This is a genomic window from Flavobacterium sp. (genome assembly GCF_017985075.1).
GTDB lineage: Bacteria > Bacteroidota > Bacteroidia > Flavobacteriales > Flavobacteriaceae > Flavobacterium.
This window is the reverse complement of record NZ_JAGNYF010000011.1, coordinates 3,949-27,273: the sequence shown is the minus strand read 5'-3', so window position 1 is coordinate 27,273 and position 23,325 is coordinate 3,949. Positions and strand designations below refer to the sequence as shown.

Below are 23,325 nucleotides of genomic sequence, written 5' to 3'. Positions count from 1 at the left end.
ATTTCAACGCTAAGATTTTTTATATTTATTAAATCTGCGTTTCAAAAAATTAAATAACAAAAAATTAAATTTTACACGCCATAAAACAAGCGTTTTTCCTAAGCTAAAACTTAACGAAACGCGAAATAAATAAACAATTAAACATATAAGCCTTATGAAAAATTCAGTACAATTAATCGGAAATGTGGGTCAAGAACCAGAAATCAAAAACCTTGAAGGAGGAAGAAAATTAGCAAACATCAACATCGCTACAAATGAAGTATATTATCGAGAAAATGGTGATAAAGTAGAACAAATGCAATGGCACCGTGTGACGGCTTGGGGAAAAACAGCAGAAATTATTGAAAAATATGTAACCAAAGGAAAAGAAATTGCCATTGAAGGCAAACTAACCCACAGAAGTTACGACGACAAAGACGGAAACAAACGCTACATCACAGAAGTAATTGCAAATGAAATTTTGTTAATCGGTAAATAAGTTTGTTATGCAAGTTAGTGTATTTTCTATCCGAATAGATCCTGCATTTTTAGAGCAAGATCAACAAACATTAAATACTTTTTTAGAAACAGTTATATTTAAAAAATCCAGCACCCAATTTTTGGAAAGCGACCCGGCGCATTGGTCTGTTATTGTTCATCATGAAACTGAGCAACAGGAGAAACCTATACGATTAGAACGAAAGTCGTACGAAGATTTACTTCCGAAGGACAAACAAGTTTACGGGTACTTAAATCAATGGAGAACTGAAAAATCAGAAAAACTAAATCAGAAAAAATTTATGATTTGTCATAATTCTGAATTAATTGATTTAGCATTATATAAGCCGAGTAATTTAGACGAATTACAACAGATTAAAGGTTTTGGAAAACAAAAAGCAGACAAATTTGGCGAAGATATTTTAGCGATTTTGAATGCCGTTTAAATTTTGAAAGATAAGAAGAGTGCTTAATGGTGCTCTTCTTATTCATTCATTAACTGTTCGAATTCTTCAAAAAACAAACCTAAATGATATCCGTCTATTAATCCGTGATGCACATAAACTGCCATTGGAATTTTTTTCACTCCGTTTTCATCTGTCATTTTTCCAAATGAAAATTTTGGACAACTATCAGGTATTGAAAAATCTCTTGAATGTGAAATTGAAGTGAAATTCACCCAAGGTAAAGCCGAAAAATGAATAATGTTTTCATTATATTCTCTTGTGAAAAGTCCAGTTGTGTTTTGCACTCTACTTGACTCTTTAATAAAATTAGATTCAAAATTACTTAGTTTTTCATCGTATTCTATTTCTGAAAAACCAAATGTTTTATCGTCACGTAAAATAGTAGCAGACGCGTTAATTTTATCAAAAAGATAGACATTATCATTTTCTATTCGGTACCTAAAATTTTCAATTTTATTTACGGCAACTATAGTTTTGTGTAAATAATATACAAAAAAACTTACGCCTAATTCTTTAGCTTTATGATAGGCTTTTGTACAATCAAATTGGATAGTAGTTCCAAAAAAAGGTTCTTCAAATTTGCTAAAAAATTCAAAGTGCTCTTTTCGGTTCCAAGTAGTGATGTCAATTTTTTGCTTCATTACACTAATGTTAAAATTTCAGTTATTTGGGTAACCGATTTAAAGTTGTTATGCTGAATTTCAAAATCTATTTTTTCATATTCCCATGTTGTGTGATACGGAATATGAATGGCGTGTCCGCCCAAATTTAATACGGGTAAAACATCGGATTTTAACGAATTGCCAATCATTAAAAAATCATCTGCTTGGCAATCTAAACGGGCTAACATTTTTTCGTAATCCAATTCGGTTTTGTCGCTCATCACTTCAATATGATGAAAAAAAGCACCAATTCCTGAATCGTGTAATTTTCTATGTTGGTCTTTTAAATCGCCTTTTGTGGCTACGACCAATTTGTATTTTCCTTGCAATTGTTCTAAAACTTCGGTGATGTTAGGAAGTAATTCCACTGGTTTTTGCAATAAATCTTTTCCAATGGCTAAAATTTGCTCTATTCCTTTACCCGAAATTTGATGATTAGTCAATTCCAAAGCCGTTTCAATCATCGATAATGTAAATGCTTTAATTCCAAAACCATATAACGGCAAATTATTGACTTGATGATTTAAAATTAACCCTAAAATTTCTTGATGCGACGCATAATCTTGAAACAAGACACAAAAGCGTTGTTGTACCTCATCGAAATAGGGTTCGTTGTGCCAAAGGGTGTCGTCTGCATCAAATGCGATTGTTTTTAAATTCATACTAAGATATCATCGCACCATTAATCACGCCTTCTGTATCTGGATTTACGAAAACCAATTTACCTTCGGCAGTATTGGTTAATAATAACATACCTTCGCTTTCCACACCACGTAATGCTCTTGGTGCTAGGTTTACTAAAACCGTTACGCGTTTTCCAATGACTTCTTCTGGTGTAAAATGCTCTGCAATTCCAGAAACGATGGTTCTCACATCAATTCCGGTATCTACTTTTAAGACCAATAATTTGTTGGCTTTTGGCATTTTTTCGGCTTCAATAATTGTCCCGATTCGTAAATCTACTTTGGCAAAATCTTCAAAAGTGATGATTTCTTTTTGCGGTTCCATAACTTGTGCTGAGTTTATCGAAGCATTGGCGGTTTTAGTTGCTTCTAATTTATCTAATTGTTTTTGGATTTCGGCATCTTCAATTTGGGCAAACAAAATTTCCGCTTGACCAATTTGATGCCCAGGTTTTGTTAAATTCCAATTTTCAAATTCTAAATTCCAATTATTGACTTTAATCTGTAAAATGTTGCACAATTTAGCAGATGTAAACGGTAAAAACGGTTCTGAAAGTATCGCTAATGCAGAAGCAATTTGCAATGCTATATACATTTGCGTTTGTACTCTTGCCGGATTTTCCTTAATCATTTTCCAAGGTTCTTCGTCGGCTAAATATTTATTTCCTAAACGGGCTACGTTCATTAATTCGCCTAACGCTTCTCTAAATCTATAACGCTCGATTGAACTTGAAATTACTGCTGGATAGGCTTTTAGTTCGGCTAAAGTTTGCTCGTCAACTTCTGAAAATTCGTTTGGTGTAGGAACTATTCCGTCGTAATATTTATTGGTTAACACCACCACACGATTGATGAAATTTCCAAAAATCGCGGCTAATTCATTATTATTTCTGGCTTGAAAATCTTTCCAAGTGAAGTCGTTGTCTTTTGTTTCTGGCGCATTTGCCGTTAACGCATAACGTAACGAATCTTGTTTATCAGGAAAATCTTGTAAATATTCGTGTAACCAAACTGCCCAATTTTTAGAAGTCGATAATTTATTTCCTTCTAAATTTAAGAATTCGTTTGCAGGAACATTATCAGGTAGAATATAACTTCCTTCCGCTTTTAACATCGCCGGAAAAATGATACAATGAAATACGATATTGTCTTTCCCAATGAAATGAACCAATTTTGTATCGGCATCTTTCCAATAAGGTTCCCAATCTTTTCCTTCGCGAGCCGCCCATTCTTTAGTCGCTGAAATGTAACCAATAGGCGCATCAAACCAAACGTATAATTTTTTTCCTTCGGCACCTGGAACAGGCACATCGATTCCCCAATCTAAATCACGTGTTACGGCTCTTGGTTCTAAACCACCATCAACCCACGATTTTACTTGTCCGTAAACATTGGGTTTCCAGTCGTTTTTATGACCTTCTAAAATCCATTCTCTTAAGAACGATTCGTAACGATTTAAAGGTAAAAACCAGTGTTTTGTAGATTTTAAAATCGGCGTTTCACCTGTTATTGTCGACTTCGGATTAATTAAATCAGTTGCGTTTAAAGTCGAACCACATTTTTCACATTGGTCGCCATACGCTTCTGGGTTGTCGCACTTTGGACAAGTTCCAGTTACAAAGCGGTCTGCTAAGAATTGGTCTGCTTTTGCATCGTATAATTGTTCGGTAGTTTCTTCGATGAAATCACCGTTATCGTAAAGTTTTTTGAAAAATTCCGAAGCTGTTTTATGATGAATTTCCGAGGAAGTTCGGGAATAATTATCAAAAGAAATTCCAAAATCTAAAAAAGATTGACGAATAATTCCGTCATATTTATCAATTACTTGTTGAGGTGTGATGCCTTCTTTCTTAGCTTTCATTGAAATTGCTACACCGTGCTCGTCGCTTCCGCAAATGAAAGCCACGTCTTTTCCTTGTAATCGTAAATATCTTGAATATATATCAGAAGGCACATAAACTCCTGCTAAATGCCCAATATGAATGGGTCCATTGGTGTAAGGAAGTGCTGCTGTAATGGTATATCTTTTCGGATTTTCTAACATATCGTAATTAAATTTGATACAAAAATAATTCATTTGATAGGAATAGACGAATTTTTCTGTTCAAATTCCTTATTTTTGAATTCTTATTTATATTTCTATGATTATACCACAATTTTTAAAGGCAGGAGATACTGTCGCTATTGTTTGTACAGCAAGAAAATTTTTTCCCGAAGACGCCAAACCAGCTATTGATTTATTAGAATCTTGGGGATTGAAAGTAAAATTAGGAAACACAATTGGTTTAAATAATTGCCAATTAGGTGGTACAGATACCGAACGTGCAGCAGATTTTCAAGTACAATTGGATGATGAAAACGTAAAAGCCATTTGGTGTGCTCGAGGTGGATATGGTACGGTTAGAATTATTGATTCATTAGATTTTACGAAATTTAAGAAACATCCTAAATGGATTATGGGCTTTTCAGATGTAACCGTTTTGCATAGCCAATTAAATATAGAACGTGTGGCAACCTTACATTCCATTATGCCGTTTACTGTTCCAAATGCACCAGAAGAAGTAAAAGATACTTTACGAAATGCACTTTTTGGAGAAATGATTTCTTATACATTTCCTTCGAAAAGTTATGATGTAAAAGGAACTGCTTCGGGCGAATTGGTAGGCGGAAATATTTCTATTTTGTATAGTTTATTAGGTTCAAAATCAGCAATTGATACAAAAGATAAAATTCTATTTATTGAAGATTTAGACGAATATTTATATCATATTGACCGAATGATGTACAACTTAAAGCGTAATGGTTATTTCGAAAATGTAAATGGAATTATAGTAGGAAGTATGACGGATATGCACGATAACGAAATTCCGTTTGGGCAAAATGAAGTGCAAATTATTACTGAAATAGCTAAAGAAAATCGTATTCCAATAGCTTTTCAATTTCCAGCCGGACATCAATCGGATAATCGAACATTAATTCTTGGTCAACAAGTAGCATTTGAAGTAAATGAAAAAGAAGTAAAACTTCAATTTATTTAAAATTGGCATATCGACACATTGAATATTGACGCATAAAAAAATGGCAGAACACAACGAATTAGGAAAGCTTGGAGAAGAGCTGGCTGTAGATTTTTTAGAAAAAAACGGCTATGAAATTTTAGAAACCAACTGGACGTTTCAAAAGGCAGAAGTAGATATTATTGCTAAGAAAGATGCTATTTTGGCTGTAATTGAAGTGAAAACACGCTCTTCATTAGAATATGGTTTACCGCAAGATTTTGTAAAGCCCAAAAAAATTCAACTTTTAGTAAAAGCCATCAATGAATACGTGATTGCCAATGATTTAGACGTTGAAGTCCGTTTTGATATTATCGCTATTCACGCAACTGGTACATCATTTGACATTGAACATTTAGAGGCAGCTTTTTATTATTTCAACAATTAGTAATAAAATTAACATTTTGATTTATATATTTGTATGTAAATAAACCCCAAATTTTATGAAAACAGTAGCCTCAGTTGTTGAAAAACACCTAAAAACCAAGCCCTTTTTATTGAGTTCTTTATCTGAAGGAATTATCAATTTAACCTCTTTAGCCCGAATTATCATGCCTGAAATTGAATTGTATTTAGGTAAAGATATTAAGCAGGGCGCTGTAGTAATGGCTTTAAAAAGAATTTCAGAAGAACTTGATTTTAAAATTAATCATAAGGTAACTAGGGTGTTACAAAATATTGGAGAAATTACAGTTCGTTCTTCTCTAACAGATTATACCTATGAAATTTCGGATACTTTATTAGAAAATCAAACTAAGTTAATGTTTGAGATAAAAACGAATAAAAATTTATTCTACACCTCATCTCGTGGTGTCAATGAAACAAATATTGTGGTAAGCTCAGAAATTAATGACATGGTAGAATCCTGTTTAAAATCTGAAAAATTAATAAGTAAAAACGAAAATTTATCTTCTATAACGGTAAAATTACCTCATGAAAACGTATCTGTTCCGGGTGTATATTATTATATATTTCAATCGTTAGCTTGGGAAGGTATTGTTATTGATGAAGTAATTTCTACTTCTAATGAATTTACCATCGTAGTAAATGAAAACCAAATTGATTTAGCGTTTAGTGTAATAAAAGATTTAAAAAAAATAGGCTAGTCATTGACTAGCCTATTTTTTATTCTTCTTTTTTAGCGTCCATTACCCAAGTGTCCATAAAGGCCGTGGTGTAATTTCCTGCCACATAATCCGGATGATCCATTAATTGTCTATGGAACGGGATTGTGGTTTTTATTCCTTCAATATGAAATTCGTCTAAAGCGCGTTTCATTTTGTTTATAGCTTCTTGTCTGGTTTGCGCCGTTGTAATTAACTTTGCAATCATCGAGTCATAATTTGGTGGAATCGTATAACCAGCATAAACATGCGTGTCTAAACGAACTCCGTGTCCGCCTGGCGAATGTAATACCGTAATTTTTCCAGGTGAAGGGCGGAAGTCGTTATACGGATCTTCTGCATTAATTCTACATTCAATTGCATGTAATTGTGGAAAATAGTTTTTACCAGAAATTGGAATTCCAGCAGCTACCATAATTTGTTCACGAATTAAATCGTAATCTACTACTTGTTCTGTAATTGGGTGTTCTACTTGAATACGAGTATTCATTTCCATAAAGTAGAAATTTCTATGTTTATCCACTAAGAATTCTACTGTTCCAGCACCTTCGTATTTTATATATTCAGCTGCTTTTACAGCTGCAGTTCCCATAGCTTCACGAAGTTCATCTGTCATGAATGGAGAAGGAGTTTCTTCCGTTAATTTTTGATGACGACGTTGTACAGAACAATCTCTTTCTGATAAGTGACATGCTTTACCGTATGAGTCACCCACAACCTGAATTTCAATATGTCTTGGTTCTTCAATTAATTTTTCAAGGTACATGCCATCATTTCCAAAAGCTGCGGCAGATTCTTGACGAGCACCTTCCCAAGCTTTTAATAAATCTTCTTGTTTCCAAACAGCACGCATTCCTTTTCCACCACCACCAGCAGTTGCTTTTAGCATAACTGGGTAGCCAAATTCAGCGGCTAATTTCTCAGCTTGTTCGTAAGAGTCTAAAATTCCTACTGAACCCGGAACACATGGTACACCAGCTTCAATCATAGTGGCTTTAGCAGAAGCTTTATCGCCCATTCTGTCAATCATTTCAGGCGAAGCACCAATAAATTTAATATTGTGTTCTTGGCAAATTTTCGAAAATTTTGCATTTTCTGAAAGGAAACCATAACCAGGATGAATGGCATCAGCATTAGTAATTTCAGCTGCAGCGATAATATTAGACATTTTCAAGTAAGATAAATTACTTGGCGGTGGTCCAATACAAACGGCTTCGTCAGCAAATTTAACGTGCAAACTTTCGGCATCAGCAGTAGAGTAAACGGCTACTGTTTTAATTCCCATTTCTCTACACGTACGAATAACGCGTAGAGCAATTTCACCTCTATTGGCAATTAATATTTTTTTAAACATCTTTTTGCTTATTTTAAATTATAAATTATAAATTTTAAATGATTAATTGAACGATGAAAAAAATTCATAATTCAAAATTTAAAATTTAAAATAATTATGATGGATCAACTAAAAATAAAGGTTGGTCAAATTCAACTGGTGAAGAATCGTCAACTAATACTTTTACGATTTTACCTGAAATTTCAGATTCAATTTCGTTGAATAATTTCATGGCTTCAACCACACAAACTACATCGCCTTTACTAATAGTACTTCCAACTTCAACAAACATTGGTTTATCTGGAGCTGGTTTTCTGTACAATGTACCAATCATTGGCGACTTAATTGTAATGTATTTAGAATTGTCTTCAGCAGCTTCTACCGCTGGTGCAGCAGCAGGTGCACTTACGGCAGCAACAGGCGCAGCAGCTTGAATAGCTTGTTGCATTGGTGCTTGTTGCACATAAGTAATATCTGGAGAATTACCTTCAAGAGTAGTTCTAATAGTAATTTTTACATCGCCCGTTTCTAATTTTACTTCTGCTACTCCAGAATTAGATACAAATTTGATTAGGTTTTGAATTTCTTTTAAATCCATAATTAAGTTGTTTTAGTTATAGTTTGTTTTTATTAATATGCCCATTTTAAGTAGATAGATCCCCAAGTGAATCCACCTCCAAATGCTGCAAAAATTAAATTATCTCCTTTTTTAAATTTATCTTCAAAATCTGCTAAAAGTAAAGGCAATGTAGCAGAAGTAGTATTTCCATAACGGTGAATATTGACTAACACTTTAGATTCCTCTACATTCATTCTGTTTGCAGTGGCGTCAATAATTCTTTTGTTTGCTTGATGCGCAATTAACCAATTCACATCATCGTGCGATAAGTTATTGCGTTCCATAATTTTTTCACTTACATCAGCCATTCCAGATACTGCGTGTTTAAACACGGTTTTTCCATCTTGAAATACAAAATGTTGTTTGTTTTTAATGGTATCTTCAGATGGAGGCAAAATAGAACCACCGGCTTCAATTTTCAAAAACTCTCTTCCAATTCCATCCGATTTTAAAATTTCGTCTTGTAATCCTAATCCTTCAAAATTTGGTTCAAACAAGGCTGCGCCAGCGCCATCACCAAAAATAATACAGGTGGCACGGTCGGTATAATCAATTATAGACGACATTTTATCGGCACCTATAAGTAATACTTTTTTATATTTTCCAGATTGAATGTAAGCAGAAGCGGTTGACATACCAAAAAGAAAACTCGAACAAGCGGCTTGCAAGTCGTAAGCAAACGCATTAGTTGCGCCAATTTGTGAGGCTACATATACTCCAGTTGCTGCTACAGGCATATCTGGCGTGGTAGTTGCCATGATAACCAAGTCAATTTCTTTCGGGTCTAGTTTTGATTTTTCTATAAGATTTTGAGCCGCTTTTATAGCAAGGAAAGAAGTTCCTTCGCCATCTTCTTTTAAAAGCCTTCTCTCTTTTATTCCGGTTCTAGATGTAATCCATTCATCATTGGTATCAACCAAAGTTTCTAGAACCTGATTTGATAATACATATTCTGGTACATACGAGCCAATTGCAGTAATTGCGGCAGTAATTTTATTCATATGTTTTAATGTTATTTTTTTTGGTAACATATGTATCGCTATTTCTATGCGTTTTTCTATCGAAGTACGCAGAGTTTATGGCGATTTCATAAATAAATAATTTTCTTTGCAACTTTATGTGCGTAAAGAGGCGAAAATTACGAATTATTTCGGAATTTTCTAAAAATACAATTAGATAATTTTCATTAAAATAAAAAAACTCTCACGCAAGTGAGAGTTTCTCAATAATTTTAGTGAAATTATAACATTGCTTCAGTCTTGTCGATAACAACTTGACCTCTGTAATACATTTTACCTTCATGCCAGTATGCTCTGTGATATAAGTGAGCTTCACCGGTTACTACGCAAGTTGCAATTTGTTGTGCAGATGCTTTGTAGTGTGTTCTTCTTTTGTCTCTTCTAGTCGATGACTGTCTACGTTTAGGATGTGCCATTTTACTCTATTTTTTATCCGTTAATAGTTTTTTTAAACCTTCCCATCTTGGGTCTATTTCTTTAATCTCTTGTGCTTTTGTTTCTTTTGGAGAAAATTTTTCTAAATTTTGTAATGCTTCTGATTGTAAAGTTCCATCTTTTATTCCGGTGTGTATTCTTTTGGTTGGAACCGATAAAACCATCATTTCATAACAATATTGTGCTACGTTTACTTGAAATTCATCATGAGGCAAAATGATAAATTCATCATTGTCATCATTAAATTCTTCGCCAAATCTAACTATGAGTTTCATTTTTCCTTTAATAGGTAAATCAAAATCTTCATTTGTTAAATCGCAAGGAACATTTATAATTCCTTTGTGCGAAAAATTGAGCTCAAGCATGTTGCTTTTTTTCTCTAATACTACATTCATTTTGATGTTAGAATCGTTAAATTCATCATAGCCAAAATGAGTAAAGAACGTATTGTTTACTTGAAATTCAAACTGGTGTTTACCCAGTTTTAATCCTGAAAATGGGATTAAAAATTCTTTTAATATATCCATAACATCAGTTTTTCCCTTTTTATAAGGGTGTGCAAAGATACAAAAATATTGGAATTACAATAATTTTCTTTGCTTTTTTTTAAATTAAACTTTTCCTGTTCCTTTTTTCAAAGGATTGTGAGTAAGCTCATTATATTCCATACGGTTTTTATATATATCTATAGCACTGTAAACGGCTTCTCTAAAAGAACTTTCGTTGGCTATATTTTTTCCTGCAATATCAAAACCTGTTCCGTGATCTGGCGAAGTTCTTACTTTGTTTAAACCCGCAGTAAAATTTACACCTTCACCAAATGACAGGGTTTTAAAAGGAATTAATCCTTGGTCGTGATACATCGCAACTACCGCATCGTAATTTTTATATTGGTTGGAACCAAAAAAACTATCTGCTGAAAACGGACCAAAAACTTGTATGCCACTTTTAAAAATTTTCTCTAAACTTGGTTTCACAATTTCATCATCTTCTTTGCCAATTACACCATTATCGCCGCTATGAGGATTTAGTCCTAACACCGCAATTTTTGGTTTGTTTATTTTGAAATCGGCAATTAAACTATGATTAATAGTGTTGATTTTTTTCTCAATTAATGTAGTATTAATATGTTTTGATAATTCTGCAATCGGAATATGGTCGGTAATTAATCCTACTTTTATGTCTTCATGAACCATAAACATTAGGGCTTCCCCTTCAAGTTGTTCGTTTAAATAATCAGTATGGCCGGCAAATTTATAATCATCAGCTTGAATGTTGTATTTGTTTATAGGTGCTGTTACTAAAACATCAATTTGGTTGTTTTTTAAAGCAGCAGTTGCTGCTTGAAAAGATTTTATGGCGTATTTACCAATTTCTTCATCCAATTTGCCGTTTTCTAAATTAACTCCTTCGCGCCAAACATTTAAAACATTTATTTTTCCTAAAACAATCTGATCCAGTTTATCAATTCCTTGTATGAATGCAGTTAAATTGTAGTTTCTTTTTAAAAAAGAAACAATTTTAGCATTGGCAAAAATCACTGGCGTGCAGATGTCTAACATTCGAGTATCTTCAAATGTTTTTAAAATTACTTCTGGTCCAATGCCGTTCATGTCTCCAATAGAAACACCAACAATTATATTTTCCGAATGTTTTACCATTTTTATTTCTTAATTTTGATGCAAATTTATAAAAATAAACCGTCATATGTTTACAGGAATCATAGAATCTATCGGAATAATTTCAGATATTAAAAAAGATCAGGGAAATGTACACTTAACAATTCAAACAAATATTACGAATGAGTTAAAAATTGACCAAAGTGTGGCACATAATGGTGTTTGTTTAACCGTTGTAGAAATTTTTGACAACAAACACGTAGCTACTGCAATTCAAGAAACAATTAATAAAACCACTTTAGGTTTGTGGAAAATTGGCGACAAAGTAAATATCGAAAGAGCCATGAAATTGGGCGACAGACTTGATGGACATATCGTACAAGGCCATGTTGACCAAACCGCAGTTTGTACAAGTATTCAAGAAAAAAGCGGTAGTTGGGAGTTTACATTTGAATACGACACGGCTTTAAATAATATTACTATCGAAAAAGGCTCTATAACAGTAAACGGAACCAGCTTAACAGTTGTAAATTCAGCTAAAAACAGTTTTAGCGTAGCCATTATTCCATATACCTACGAACATACTATTTTTCATACTTTTGAAATTGGCACAAAAGTAAATTTAGAATTTGATGTGGTAGGAAAGTATATTGCAAGAATGTATGAATTACGTGGGTAATTTAGTACTCAGATAAAAAGTTTATAGTATTTTTCTAATTTATTGATTCTCACTTTTCATATTTGACAAGTGAGATTTTTTTTATTATTATTGTAAAAAATTTATTAAATTATTAGTTATGGAAAATACAATTGAATTTAAAGGCCCTTTTAATATTAATCATTTAGACAATCATTTAGAACAAAAATTAAAGAATCCCGGAATTTACATTTGGGGATTCAAATTTTACAAAAATTCTGATGGGAACATTGGCGAACCAGTAGATTTTAATTATTTAGATGAGAACAAAGAGAAAATATTTATTCCATATTATGTTGGAATGGCAACAGGGAAAGGGGAAAAAAACAATGTGATGACGATTATTAAGAGATTAAACCAACACAAAGATGTTAGAAATAATGATAATGCAATCAAATATACAAGATTATCAATGCAATACCTTAAAATATTTTTTAATGACCCTGATTTTCCTATTAAAACAAGTAATATCGATATAACCAATAAATTTATCGAAATTGACAAAAGTGATGAAAATAAAAAAGAAAATGGAAAGCAAATAGAATATTACAATAATTCTAAATTTCTAGATTATAAAATTGCTGATTCAAGCATTGATAAAACAAAAATTAATAAAGATGAACGCACAAACAATCCAATAACAAATTTTTCAACCCTCAATGATACGCTAGATGAACTAATAATTATAAAAAATAATTTTTGGTTTTGTTATGCAGAATGTAGTTATAATAAAGGTAATGAAAATGAAATAACAGCATTTTATGAGAGTTTAGAAAGTTTAACATATTACTCCTTAAAAGGCAAAACCATTAGTAAAGTAAAAAGATGGAAAGGAGTTGCTAATGGGGATAAAATAAAAGATGAAACTAATACAAACATTTTTAAAGATGAACCTTCAACGGAATTCCCTGGTTACTAAATAAACTTTTGTTCTTTATCTTGGTAATGAACAGAATCTTTAATGAAATCTTGGAATGAAATAGGTGAAACCTCTTGTTTAGAAATTATTTTATTGAAACTAAAATAATAGTTAGGTGAATTAATACTTATATCTAATTTAGATACTGCATCAGCTGATATTGTTTGTTTTATTTCGGTTAAAACTATTTCTAAATTGTCTAAGTTTGATATAACAAGTAAATCATCCCACCAAATGTTTTGAATATGAATTTCATCATCAAAAATTAAGTCAAATTCTGAGATGGTTTTGTTTTTTAGTTTTTCTATAAATGTATGTAAATCTAATTGAGCGTTCTGTATCTCATCTTGACAATTAACAAAATTAATTTCATTACAATACACAGTAGAAATTTTTTTACTGAAATTTATAATATCAAAATGAATGGGGTCGATGTAAAAGATAAATGAATTATCAAGTTTTCCGAAATAATAGTTTTGCATATTTTTTTATGCAATAATATACAAAAAAATCCCACTTGTCAAATATGAACTAAAACAATAAATTATGACACAAAACGAATTAAGAGAAGTTGCTAAAAAAATTATTATGACTCTTTATGGTTCACCATATGAAGAAATCAATAGTCCAACTGGTTTTGATGCAATTAATGATATTGTTACTGACTTAAATTTAAAAGACGGAATTAATTTCTATCCTAGCAATAGCAAGGGTGCGTGTTGTTTAGATGCGATTTTTTTGAGTATTAAACACCAGCCAAGGCAAAAAACTTTATCAAGAAATGAAATGATTCCTTTAAAATCAGTTCTTGAAAAAATATCTCAACATATTTTTGGGGAATGTAGAGGATACACGAACCAAATTATTTTAATAACCGATACAATTGATACAGACGTTATCAAACCTTGGATTTCAAGCTTTAAAAACTCTAATTGTTGGATAGAAATTATTTATGTGAGAGAAAATGGAGAATTTGAAGTTGGTAATAAATTGATAGGTTTAATCTAAAAAAAAATAAATTAAGGCATAAAAAAAGTTGAGCATTCGGTTTTGCTCAACTTTTTGCTCAACTTTTTAATAAGATACCCTTGTAAATACTGATACTTACAAGGGTTTTGTTGTGGTCCCACCTGGGCTCGAACCAGGGACCACCTGATTATGAGTCAGGTGCTCTAACCAACTGAGCTATAGGACCTCTATTGGAGGTGCAATATTACTACTATTTTTAATTGCAAGCAAATCTTTTTTTAATCGATTCTAAAAATGTGGGGTAACGTTCTTGAAATCAATCTATTTTATTTCTTGACAAAGTTCAATTAATACGCCGTTTGTGGTTTTCGGATGCAAAAAAGCCACTAATTTATTGTCGGCTCCTTTTTTTGGTGTTTCATTTAAAACGGTAAAACCTTCCAGCTTTAGACGTTCTATTTCTGCATAAATATCTTCCACATCAAAAGCGATATGATGAATGCCTTCCCCTTTTTTTTCTAAAAATTTAGCAATCGGGCTGTTTTCATTCGTGGCTTCTAACAATTCAATTTTATTTGGACCACACATAAAAAAGGAGGTTTTTACACCTTCACTTGCTACTTCTTCTGTTTTGTAAGCGGCTTGTCCGAAAAGTTTTGAAAACAATTCATTTGAATTTTCTAAATCATGAACGGCTATGCCAATATGTTCTATTTTTCTCATTTTTACACGAATTAATATGCAAAAATAAACATTCATAAATGTATTTCTGCTTATTTTGTGAGTAAAAATTGTATTTTTGCCCAATGGAAACAAATAGACAAAAAAAAATTGGTGCATTATTGCAAACTGACTTAGTAGATATTTTACAAGGAGAGATTAGAAAAAATTCAATTTCTAACTTAATTATTTCTGTTTCTAAAGTAAATGTAACTTCAGATTTATCTATCGCAAAAGTGTATTTAAGTGTTTTTCCTTCCGAAAAAGGACCAGAATTGTTAGCTGCTATAAAAAGTAACGCACCTTTAATTAAACACGATTTATCGCAACGTGTAAAATTACAATTAAGACGTGTCCCGAATTTAATTTTCTTTATTGATGATAGTTTGGACTACATAGAAAAAATTGACAATGCACTTTCAAGAAAAGAAAACCCAATTGAAAACCCAGATTTATTAGAAAAACGAAAAAAATCATAATTTGAATTTTCCGTTCTACATAGCCAAAAGATACGCGTTTAGTTTATCTAAAACTAACGCCATAAATGTGATTACGTTTATTGCTTCTTTTGGAATTATTGTAGGTGCTATGGCGCTTTTTGTAGTGCTTTCTGTTTTTAGTGGGTTGCGCGATTTTAGTTTAAGTTTCTCCAATGCCACTGATCCCGATTTACGTATTGAAACCCTTAAAGGGAAATCATTTTTTTTATCTGAATCTCAAGCTTCTCAATTAAAAACGGCAAAAGAATTTAAAACCTATACCAAAATTGTTGAAGAACGTGCCTTGTTTTATTATAAAAACAAAGAACACGTTGCGTATTTAAGAGGTGTAGATGCTAATTATTGTAAGGTAAACGAACTAAATACTTTTTTATATGCTGGAGATTGGTTGGAATCCAACACCAATCAAGTAGTGGTGGGTTCTGGTATTTCCAGAAAATTAGCTTTAGGACTTTTCGATTTTAATAATGTTTTAGAAGTCTATATTCCTAAACCAGGTTCGGGATTAATTGAAAATCCTGAGGAAGCGTTTAATAAATCGCCTTTACTTACTTCTGGGATATTTCAAGTTAGCGAAGATGTTGATGAAAAATATGTGTACTCTACCATTGAATTAACACAAGCCTTATTGAATTTCAAACCCAACCAACTGACATATATCGATTTTAAACTTGCACCAAATGTATCCGAATCAGATGCTATAGAAACCATTAATAAAATATTTCCAAATCAGGTAAAAGTAAAAAACAGAGCCCAATTGAATGACGCGTTGTATAAAATGCTTAATACCGAAAACATTGTGGTGTATTTAATTTTTACTTTGGTAATTATCATTGCGTTATTCAATTTAATTGGGGCAATTATTATGATGATTATCGAAAAGAAAAACAATTTAAAAACCTTATATAATTTAGGTACAGAAATTAAATACTTAAAAAACATTTTCTTGTTTCAAGGAAATATCATTTCTATTTTTGGAGGAATTATTGGGTTGATTTTAGGTATAGTTGTCATCTTAATTCAACAGCAATTTGAATTAATTATGATTACACCTTCATTAGCATATCCTGTACTTTTCGAAATAAAAAATGTTATACTTGTATTAGTTACCATTACAGTTTTAGGGTTTATTGCTTCTAAAATTGCAAGTAGTACCGTAACCAAAAAATTATTAGAATGAAAAAAATTATAGTTGTTATAATCGGATTGGTTTTAATCGGATGTAAATCGAAACAAGCCGCACAAGAAGATTTAAAATTATCAAGGTTTGAAATTGATTTTATGTTAAATTCTTGGCACCAAGCAGCAGCTGAAGCGAACTTCAACAACTATTTTAATGCGATGACTGATGATGCAATTTTCATAGGAACAGACGCAACTGAGAATTGGAATAAACAAGAATTCATAAAATTCGCCAAACCCTTTTTCGACAAAGGAAAAGCTTGGAATTTTACAGCTTTAGAACGAAATGTTTATTTTTCTTCGGATAAAAAAACAGCTTGGTTTGATGAATTGCTAAATACTCAAATGAAAATTTGTCGTGGAAGTGGTGTTTTGGTAGTTAACGAAAATGGAAATTGGAAAATCAAACAGTACGTGTTATCAATGACCATTCCAAATGACCATACAGATGAAGTCGTAAAAATTAAATCGCTTATTGAAGACAAGGAAATTGAAAAACTAAAAAACCAAACTAAATAATGACTTGTCAATCTGAACTTGTTTCAGATTCTACTTAATTTTGTTAGAATCTGAAACGAGTTCAGATTGACAAAAAAAGTGTTTTATTTATAAATCGTTGCTTTCAAATTCTTAAACATATCAACGGTCATATTTTCTATGGTAAAATCGTTTTTCCAACCCCAATCTTTTCTTGCTTCACTATCGTCAATACTTGCGGGCCAACTGTCGGCAATTTTCTGACGGAAATCGGGCTCGTAATTAATAGTAAAATTCGGATAATGTTTCGTAATTTCTGCTGCTAACTCTTTTGGAGTAAAGCTCATTCCAGATAAATTATACGAAGAACGAATTTTAATATCATCGGCATCGGCTTGCATAATGCTAATTGTCGCTTTTATTGCATCGTCCATATACATCATTGGTAAAGCAGAATTTTCAGATAAAAAACTCGTAAATTTCCCATCCGAAATGGCTTTGTGATAAATATCCACAGCGTAATCTGTAGTTCCGCCACCAGCTTCTGTACTCCAACTAATTAGTCCAGGATAACGAATGCTTCGAATATCTACACCATATTGTTTATGATAATATTCTGCCCAACGTTCGCCAGTTTGTTTTGAAATTCCGTATACGGTACTTGGCTCCATAATGGTATATTGTGGTGTGTTTTCTCTTGGGGTTGTAGGTCCGAAAACAGCAATACTTGACGGCCAAAATATTTTTTTTATTTTTCCTGCTTTGGCTAAATTTAAAACGTGAAACAGCGAATTCATATTCAAATCCCAAGCAAAAGCCGGATTTTTTTCGGCAGTTGCAGATAATAAAGCAGCCATTAAATACACATCAGTAATGTGATATTTTTCAATTAATTGCTCTATCTGATTGTAATCTAACGCATTTACTACTTCAAAAATGCCGTTATTTACTACGTCATTTTCTAATTTTCTAATATCGGAAGCAATTACATTTTCCACACCATATGTGGCACGTAATTTAGAAGTAAGTTCGGTACCTATTTGACCACAAGCGCCAATAATTAGTATTTTAGTTTGCATAGTTAGTAGTTTTGTCTTACAAATATAAAATATTGGCAATAATAACCCATTATTTTGTCAGTTTTTTTCGAATTTCGTAAAAACCACCTATTCAGATTATTAATTATTTATTTCACGTAATTTTAAAAAAAATCGTATAAACATTTGTAAATTTGCGACTCATAATTGTAATAAATGAATTTTTTTAAACTACTTATACTATCCGTTTTCAGCAGTCTTTTGTTTTTTTCGTGTAAACAAAATGACGAGCAAGTATTACTTGTCGAAAAAATGGAGAAAAAAAACCGAGAATCTTTTGAACAAATCAATAAAGCTTGGCAGTTGAATATTCCAGTTACCAGTCCAGAAGTACGTGGCGTTTTAAACCAATGGCAAGATTGGAAAAATTTTGAAGAAGAACTTCAACAAAAACCAAAATCATCCATTAGTGCTTTTAAGCAAAAGGTTTTAAATTTAGTAGCCAAATCTACAACTTTACACACAAATGTACCTGCAAATTTTAATGTACCTCAAGTGCGAAGTAGAATTGTAGCGTTACAAACTAAAATATTAGCTCTTGATACTTATTTTTCATTAGATGTTGTGCCTCACGAAAAAGTGAAAAATTTAATTGCTGCTATAAATAAAGAATTGAATGCTTTTTATATGCAGTGCGAAGAAATTGTTATTAAAAATAGAATTCCAACTGAAATTGGTGAGCCAAAAATCATAAGTATTAGTGATACCACAAGAAATGCTAAGGTTGTTAATTTTGACGAATTAGAACAAAAAGAAATTTCAAAAAAGAAGTAATTTTAGGCAAAAGGCAAAGGGCAAAAGGAGTACTATTATTTATAAAAATATACTGTAATACTTGTTGAAAAAACTGTAAAATATTTTTCTGATTTATTATAAATCAGAACTGAAAAATTACGAACTTGCAAAAATAGAATTTAATCATAAATGAAGTTAAAAGAAAAAATAAGTATTGATGAATTTGATGGCAAACGCTATCAAGTAAGGCTTGTTGAACCTAATGACAATGGAAAAGCTGTTTTAACTCATTATTTACATAACATACACAATGGCGTTTCAAAGTATTACAAAGAAGATGCGTTAGAAGTCTTAAATGACTTTGTGACATATAAACGAGAAGAGGAAAAACTTTCAATCGTTGCAGAAGAAGCAATGCAACAACTTCTTTTTGAAGTTGAAAACGTTCCTTTTCCAACACCAAAAAATTACACTTTTAAATTTATAGATTTATTTGCAGGAATTGGAGGTTTTAGAATTGCTATGCAAAATCTTGGTGGAAAATGTGTTTTTACAAGCGAATGGGACAAAGAAGCCAAAAAAACTTATAAAGCAAACTTCGGAGAAGTTCCGTTTGGTGATATTACAAAACAACAAATTAAAAATTATATTCCCGAGGATTTTGATTTACTATGTGCAGGATTTCCTTGTCAAGCATTTTCAATTGCAGGAAAACGAGGTGGTTTCGATGATACAAGAGGAACATTGTTTTTTGATGTTGCAGAAATTATAAAAAAGCATAAGCCGAAAGCAATTTTTCTTGAAAACGTAAAAGGATTACGAAGTCACGATAAAGGAAAAACGTTAGAAACAATTCTAAATGTTTTAAGAAATGATTTAGGTTATTTTGTTCCTGAACCACAAATTATTAATGCCAAAAATTTTGGAGTACCACAAAATCGAGAAAGAATTTATATTGTCGGCTTTCGCCAAGATTTGAATATTTCGAGTTTTGAATATCCAAAACCTTTAGAAAACAATTCAACTTTTGAAAAAGTAAAAGAGAAAAATGTTCCGCCGACAAAATACTATCTTTCAACTCAATATGTTCAAACTTTAGTTAACCATAAAGCACGACACGAAAACAAAGGCAATGGTTTTGGTTATGCAATAATTCCCGACAATGGAATTGCAAATGCAATTGTTGTTGGCGGAATGGGAAGAGAAAGAAATTTGGTTTTAGACCATAGAATTGTAGATTTCACACCAACAACGCATATTAAAGGAACGGTAAACCGTGAAGGAATTCGTAAAATGACACCAAGAGAATGGGCAAGATTACAAGGATTCCCTGATGATTTTATTATTCCAGTTGCTGATGCATCTGCATATAAACAATTCGGAAACTCCGTTGCAGTTCCTGCTATTCAGGCTACTGCAAATAAAATTTTAGAACTAATCGGAATAAAAAAATATGCTATCAGGGAATAAAGGTGAATGGAGTGAAATTTACGCTTTGTTCAAATTACTTGGCGATAAACAATTATTTGCGGGCGATGCAGATTTAAACAAAGTTGAAGAATTATTTTATCCAATAATCAAAATTATTCGTTACGAAAGTGGCGGTAATTTTGAATATGAAATTAATGAAGATTTAGTAATTATTTCAGGTGGTAAAGAGCAATTAAGAATTCCTGTAAAAACTTTTACTGAACAATCGATAAAGTTATTAGCAACAATAAAAGCTTCAAATGGAGCGTTTAGTATTCCTGAAATTGAAACTTTTATGAACTCAATAAATTGTGGTTCTTTAAAAGCAAAATCAACGTCTAAATCTGATATTCAAATCGTTATTCACGACCAAAGAATAAATCAAACCGCTGAATTAGGATTTAGTATTAAATCACAACTTGGAGGACAAGCTACGCTTTTAAACGCCGGAAAAACTACTAATTTCATTTATCAAATTACAGATTTTCAACTGACTGAAAATCAAATAAAAAGTATAAACGAAATCGACACAAAAAGCAAATTAAAAGATAGAATTGAAAAATTAAAACAACTTGGTGGAAATATAGAATATCTTTCACTTGAACAAGAGGTTTTCAAAAATAACTTGGTTTTAATTGATAGTTTGTTGCCAAATATTTTAGCTGAAATTGTCAGAACTTTTTACACATCAAATTTAAGTTCAATAAAAGATTTAACTGAAAATATTAACAAAACAAATCCATTAAATTATGACAATCAATTTGCTCATACATTTTATGAATACAAAATTAAACGCTTCTTAACAGACGTTGCATTAGGAATGACACCATCAAAAGTTTGGAATGGAATTTATGATGCAACAGGTGGGTATTTAATTGTAAAAGAAAACGGAGATGTTTTGTGTTATCATATTTACAATCGAAATCAGTTTGAAGATTACTTATTTCAAAACACAAAATTAGAAACAGCAAGTAGTTCAAGACACGAATTTGGAAAAGTCTATAACGAAAATGGGAAAAGCTACTTAAAACTAAATTTGCAAATAAGATTTAAATAAAATAGGCTTTAGTTCAAAGTAGTTTTTATACGAAATTCTGCTTTAGAGCTTAATTTAAAGTTTGTTTTGTACTTTTAATTTAAAAGAGTAGAACATAAAAACTCCTAATTTTCTTAAACAGAAATAAAAAAAGGATTCCTTTTCACATAATATTATTTAAAAAACAAATACTATAAATTGAGCAAATCAGCAATCATTCAAAAATATCAGCAACATCCAAAAATCGGACAAATTGCTGAATTTTTTGCGTCCAGAAAAAAAATAAATGCTACCGGTTTGGTCGGTTCTTCACTTTCATTTGTGATTGATGCTCTGTTTAAAAAATCGGAACTTCCTTTTTTATTATTGTTTAATGATAAGGAAGAAGCGGCGTATTATTTGAATGATTTAGAAGCGTTAATTAACAACCAAGACGTGCTGTTTTATCCGGGTTCTTATCGTCGTCCTTACCAAATTGAAGAAACTGATAACGCTAACGTTTTATTACGTGCTGAGGTTTTAAATAGAATTAATTCTCGAAAAAAACCTGCCATTATTGTTTCGTATACAGATGCCATTTTTGAAAAAGTAGTTACGCGAAAAGAATTAGATAAAAACACCTTAAAACTAAGTGTTAACGATAAATTATCTATCGATTTTATTAACGAAACGCTTTTTGAATATCATTTTAAACGTGTCGATTTTGTTTCGGAACCTGGTGAATTTTCTGTCAGAGGTGGAATTATAGATGTATTTTCTTTCTCTAATGATGTGCCGTACCGAATCGAGTTTTTTGGAGATGAAATTGATAGCATTCGAACCTTTGATATTGAAACGCAATTGTCAAAAGAAAAAGTTACAAAAATTGCCATTATTCCCAATGTTGAGAATAAAATATTACAAGAAAATCGTGAAAATTTCTTAGATTATATTTCAGAAAAAACCATTATTGTCCTTCAAAATACCGATTTATTAGGTGGAAAATTAGACCGATTATTTGAAAAAGCAAAAGAAGCCTATTCGAAACTAACACTAACGATTCATCACGCCAAACCGGAAGAATTATTCGTAAATCAGGAAGCATTTTTAAAACGCGCCTTAGATTTTTCGATAATCGAATTAGATAAAAACCCAGTTTTTAAATCCGAAAAAATCGTCGAATTTTATACGCAGCCACAGCCATCATTTAACAAACAATTCGATTTGTTGATGAATAATTTAAACGATAATTTTCATAACGGAATTAAAAATTATTTATTTTCATCAAACGAAAATCAAGCCAAAAGATTCAAAGAAATTTTTAAAGATATAGATGAAGATGCTGCCATTGATGTAAAAGATAAATATGAAAACATTGTTTTTCCATTATTTTCTGGTTTTATCGATTCGGAGTTGCAAATTGCCTGTTACACAGACCATCAAATTTTCGAAAGGTATCATAAATTTTCTATCAAGAATAATGCGTCTAAAAAACAAACGGTAACTCTAAAAGAACTAACCGCTTTGTCCATTGGCGATTATGTAACACATATCGATCACGGAATTGGAAAATTTGGAGGCTTACAAAAAATTCAAGTTGAAGGTAAAACCCAAGAAGCTATTAAATTGGTGTATGCCGATAATGATATTGTGTATGTGAGTATTCATTCATTACATAAAATTTCAAAATACACGGGAAAAGAAGGTACTGCACCAAAAATTTATAAATTAGGAAGTGGTGTTTGGAAAGCATTAAAACAAAAAACAAAAGCACGTGTAAAGCACATTGCTTTCAATCTAATTCAGTTGTATGCAAAACGTCGTTTGGATAAAGGATATGCTTTCGGACCCGACTCATATATGCAAAAAGAATTAGAAAGTTCTTTTATTTACGAAGATACGCCCGACCAAATTACAGCCACACACGACGTAAAAATGGATATGGAAAACGATCGTCCAATGGATAGATTGGTTTGCGGTGATGTGGGTTTTGGAAAAACAGAAGTCGCTATTCGTGCGGCTTTTAAAGCAGTTGACAACGGAAAACAAG

At 31.7% G+C, this 23,325-nt stretch carries 27 protein-coding genes and 1 tRNA gene; 15 read left to right on the top strand and 13 right to left on the bottom strand.

Going from position 1 to position 23,325, the window contains the following annotated elements:
- The first annotated feature begins 154 nt into the window (after positions 1–154).
- On the top strand, positions 155–478 hold the full coding sequence (ssb, locus tag KA468_RS04040) for a single-stranded DNA-binding protein (protein WP_291241651.1): 324 nt from the start codon (positions 155–157) through the stop codon (positions 476–478).
- Between the two features lie 7 nt (positions 479–485).
- Positions 486–923, top strand: a complete 438-nt coding sequence (locus KA468_RS04035) for an HRDC domain-containing protein (protein ID WP_291241650.1) — start codon at positions 486–488, stop codon at positions 921–923.
- Positions 924–961: 38 nt separating this feature from the next.
- Here the strand turns inward: KA468_RS04035 and KA468_RS04030 are convergent, their stop codons facing one another.
- Genes KA468_RS04030 through metG form a run of 3 tightly spaced genes read right to left on the bottom strand, consistent with a single transcriptional unit; the run spans position 962 to position 4,333 of the window.
- Positions 962–1,585 carry a chloramphenicol acetyltransferase gene (locus tag KA468_RS04030; RefSeq protein WP_291241649.1) on the bottom strand — a complete coding sequence of 208 codons (624 nt, stop codon included), beginning with the start codon at positions 1,583–1,585 and terminating at the stop codon, positions 962–964.
- A complete protein-coding gene (locus tag KA468_RS04025; protein ID WP_291241648.1) occupies positions 1,585–2,268 on the bottom strand; it encodes an HAD family hydrolase in 684 nt (227 codons plus the stop codon). Before KA468_RS04025 ends, KA468_RS04030 begins: the two co-directional genes overlap by 1 nt.
- Position 2,269: 1 nt before the next feature.
- Positions 2,270–4,333 (bottom strand): methionine--tRNA ligase, encoded by a 2,064-nt coding sequence (metG, locus tag KA468_RS04020; protein WP_291241669.1) that lies wholly within the window; start codon positions 4,331–4,333, stop codon positions 2,270–2,272.
- A 97-nt stretch (positions 4,334–4,430) separates the two neighbouring features.
- On the opposite strand from metG, the gene KA468_RS04015 reads away from it, so the two are divergent.
- The 3 genes from KA468_RS04015 to KA468_RS04005 are packed head-to-tail and all read left to right on the top strand — an operon-like array spanning position 4,431 to position 6,451.
- On the top strand, positions 4,431–5,327 hold the full coding sequence (locus KA468_RS04015) for an LD-carboxypeptidase (protein ID WP_291241647.1): 897 nt from the start codon (positions 4,431–4,433) through the stop codon (positions 5,325–5,327).
- A 40-nt stretch (positions 5,328–5,367) separates the two neighbouring features.
- Positions 5,368–5,733, top strand: coding sequence for a YraN family protein (locus tag KA468_RS04010; RefSeq protein WP_291241646.1), 366 nt, complete (start codon positions 5,368–5,370; stop codon positions 5,731–5,733).
- A 55-nt stretch (positions 5,734–5,788) separates the two neighbouring features.
- On the top strand, positions 5,789–6,451 hold the full coding sequence (locus KA468_RS04005; RefSeq protein ID WP_291241645.1) for an aspartate kinase: 663 nt from the start codon (positions 5,789–5,791) through the stop codon (positions 6,449–6,451).
- A gap of 19 nt (positions 6,452–6,470) precedes the next feature.
- Here the strand turns inward: KA468_RS04005 and accC are convergent, their stop codons facing one another.
- The 6 genes from accC to pdxA all read right to left on the bottom strand — a co-directional run bounded on the left by accC (position 6,471) and on the right by pdxA (position 11,536).
- Entirely contained in the window at positions 6,471–7,823 is a 1,353-nt protein-coding gene (accC, locus tag KA468_RS04000) for an acetyl-CoA carboxylase biotin carboxylase subunit (RefSeq protein WP_291241644.1), read from the bottom strand.
- A gap of 94 nt (positions 7,824–7,917) precedes the next feature.
- Positions 7,918–8,400 carry an acetyl-CoA carboxylase biotin carboxyl carrier protein gene (gene accB, locus KA468_RS03995; protein ID WP_291241643.1) on the bottom strand — a complete coding sequence of 161 codons (483 nt, stop codon included), beginning with the start codon at positions 8,398–8,400 and terminating at the stop codon, positions 7,918–7,920.
- A gap of 32 nt (positions 8,401–8,432) precedes the next feature.
- On the bottom strand, positions 8,433–9,422 hold the full coding sequence (locus KA468_RS03990; RefSeq protein WP_291241642.1) for a beta-ketoacyl-ACP synthase III: 990 nt from the start codon (positions 9,420–9,422) through the stop codon (positions 8,433–8,435).
- Positions 9,423–9,661: 239 nt separating this feature from the next.
- The gene (rpmF, locus tag KA468_RS03985; RefSeq protein ID WP_166075583.1) at positions 9,662–9,856 is read right to left on the bottom strand and encodes a 50S ribosomal protein L32; all 195 of its coding nucleotides are present in this window, start codon (positions 9,854–9,856) and stop codon (positions 9,662–9,664) included.
- A gap of 6 nt (positions 9,857–9,862) precedes the next feature.
- A complete protein-coding gene (locus tag KA468_RS03980; RefSeq protein ID WP_291241641.1) occupies positions 9,863–10,402 on the bottom strand; it encodes a DUF177 domain-containing protein in 540 nt (179 codons plus the stop codon).
- Positions 10,403–10,486: 84 nt separating this feature from the next.
- Positions 10,487–11,536, bottom strand: coding sequence for a 4-hydroxythreonine-4-phosphate dehydrogenase PdxA (gene pdxA, locus KA468_RS03975; RefSeq protein ID WP_291241640.1), 1,050 nt, complete (start codon positions 11,534–11,536; stop codon positions 10,487–10,489).
- 46 nt (positions 11,537–11,582) lie between these two features.
- Here pdxA and KA468_RS03970 point away from each other — a divergent pair, with 46 nt between their 5' ends.
- Positions 11,583–12,173, top strand: a complete 591-nt coding sequence (locus tag KA468_RS03970) for a riboflavin synthase (RefSeq protein ID WP_291241639.1) — start codon at positions 11,583–11,585, stop codon at positions 12,171–12,173.
- Positions 12,174–12,291: 118 nt separating this feature from the next.
- Entirely contained in the window at positions 12,292–13,110 is an 819-nt protein-coding gene (locus tag KA468_RS03965; RefSeq protein WP_291241638.1) for a hypothetical protein, read from the top strand.
- Here KA468_RS03965 and KA468_RS03960 read toward each other — a convergent pair.
- Positions 13,107–13,592: a hypothetical protein gene (locus tag KA468_RS03960; RefSeq protein WP_291241637.1), complete on the bottom strand. Its 486-nt coding sequence runs from the start codon at positions 13,590–13,592 to the stop codon at positions 13,107–13,109. The two genes, KA468_RS03965 and KA468_RS03960, sit on opposite strands and share 4 nt — an antisense overlap.
- A gap of 64 nt (positions 13,593–13,656) precedes the next feature.
- On the opposite strand from KA468_RS03960, the gene KA468_RS03955 reads away from it, so the two are divergent.
- On the top strand, positions 13,657–14,118 hold the full coding sequence (locus tag KA468_RS03955) for a hypothetical protein (RefSeq protein WP_291241636.1): 462 nt from the start codon (positions 13,657–13,659) through the stop codon (positions 14,116–14,118).
- Between the two features lie 113 nt (positions 14,119–14,231).
- Here the strand turns inward: KA468_RS03955 and KA468_RS03950 are convergent.
- Together KA468_RS03950 and mce are read right to left on the bottom strand one after the other, a co-directional pair.
- Positions 14,232–14,305: transfer RNA gene (locus KA468_RS03950), tRNA-Ile, on the bottom strand.
- Between the two features lie 95 nt (positions 14,306–14,400).
- Positions 14,401–14,802, bottom strand: coding sequence for a methylmalonyl-CoA epimerase (gene mce, locus KA468_RS03945; protein WP_291241635.1), 402 nt, complete (start codon positions 14,800–14,802; stop codon positions 14,401–14,403).
- A gap of 83 nt (positions 14,803–14,885) precedes the next feature.
- On the opposite strand from mce, the gene rbfA reads away from it, so the two are divergent.
- Genes rbfA through KA468_RS03930 form a run of 3 tightly spaced genes read left to right on the top strand, consistent with a single transcriptional unit; the run spans position 14,886 to position 17,000 of the window.
- Complete coding sequence (gene rbfA, locus KA468_RS03940; protein WP_291241634.1) at positions 14,886–15,278, top strand: 30S ribosome-binding factor RbfA; 393 nt, start codon at positions 14,886–14,888, stop codon at positions 15,276–15,278.
- Position 15,279: 1 nt separating this feature from the next.
- Complete coding sequence (locus KA468_RS03935; RefSeq protein WP_291241633.1) at positions 15,280–16,479, top strand: ABC transporter permease; 1,200 nt, start codon at positions 15,280–15,282, stop codon at positions 16,477–16,479.
- Positions 16,476–17,000 (top strand): nuclear transport factor 2 family protein, encoded by a 525-nt coding sequence (locus KA468_RS03930; RefSeq protein ID WP_291241632.1) that lies wholly within the window; start codon positions 16,476–16,478, stop codon positions 16,998–17,000. The genes KA468_RS03935 and KA468_RS03930 overlap by 4 nt, the downstream gene beginning before the upstream one ends.
- A gap of 83 nt (positions 17,001–17,083) precedes the next feature.
- Here KA468_RS03930 and KA468_RS03925 read toward each other — a convergent pair whose 3' ends face one another.
- Positions 17,084–18,037: an NAD-dependent epimerase/dehydratase family protein gene (locus KA468_RS03925; protein ID WP_291241631.1), complete on the bottom strand. Its 954-nt coding sequence runs from the start codon at positions 18,035–18,037 to the stop codon at positions 17,084–17,086.
- 270 nt (positions 18,038–18,307) lie between these two features.
- Here KA468_RS03925 and KA468_RS03920 point away from each other — a divergent pair, with 270 nt between their 5' ends.
- The 4 genes from KA468_RS03920 to KA468_RS03905 form a co-directional block, all read left to right on the top strand.
- Positions 18,308–18,829 carry a hypothetical protein gene (locus tag KA468_RS03920; protein ID WP_291241630.1) on the top strand — a complete coding sequence of 174 codons (522 nt, stop codon included), beginning with the start codon at positions 18,308–18,310 and terminating at the stop codon, positions 18,827–18,829.
- A gap of 150 nt (positions 18,830–18,979) precedes the next feature.
- Positions 18,980–20,260, top strand: a complete 1,281-nt coding sequence (locus KA468_RS03915; protein WP_291241629.1) for a DNA cytosine methyltransferase — start codon at positions 18,980–18,982, stop codon at positions 20,258–20,260.
- Entirely contained in the window at positions 20,244–21,317 is a 1,074-nt protein-coding gene (locus tag KA468_RS03910) for an HpaII family restriction endonuclease (RefSeq protein ID WP_291241628.1), read from the top strand. The genes KA468_RS03915 and KA468_RS03910 overlap by 17 nt, the downstream gene beginning before the upstream one ends.
- A 177-nt stretch (positions 21,318–21,494) precedes the next feature.
- Positions 21,495–23,325: CarD family transcriptional regulator (locus KA468_RS03905; RefSeq protein ID WP_291241627.1), on the top strand; the 1,831-nt coding region annotated here is incomplete at its 3' end.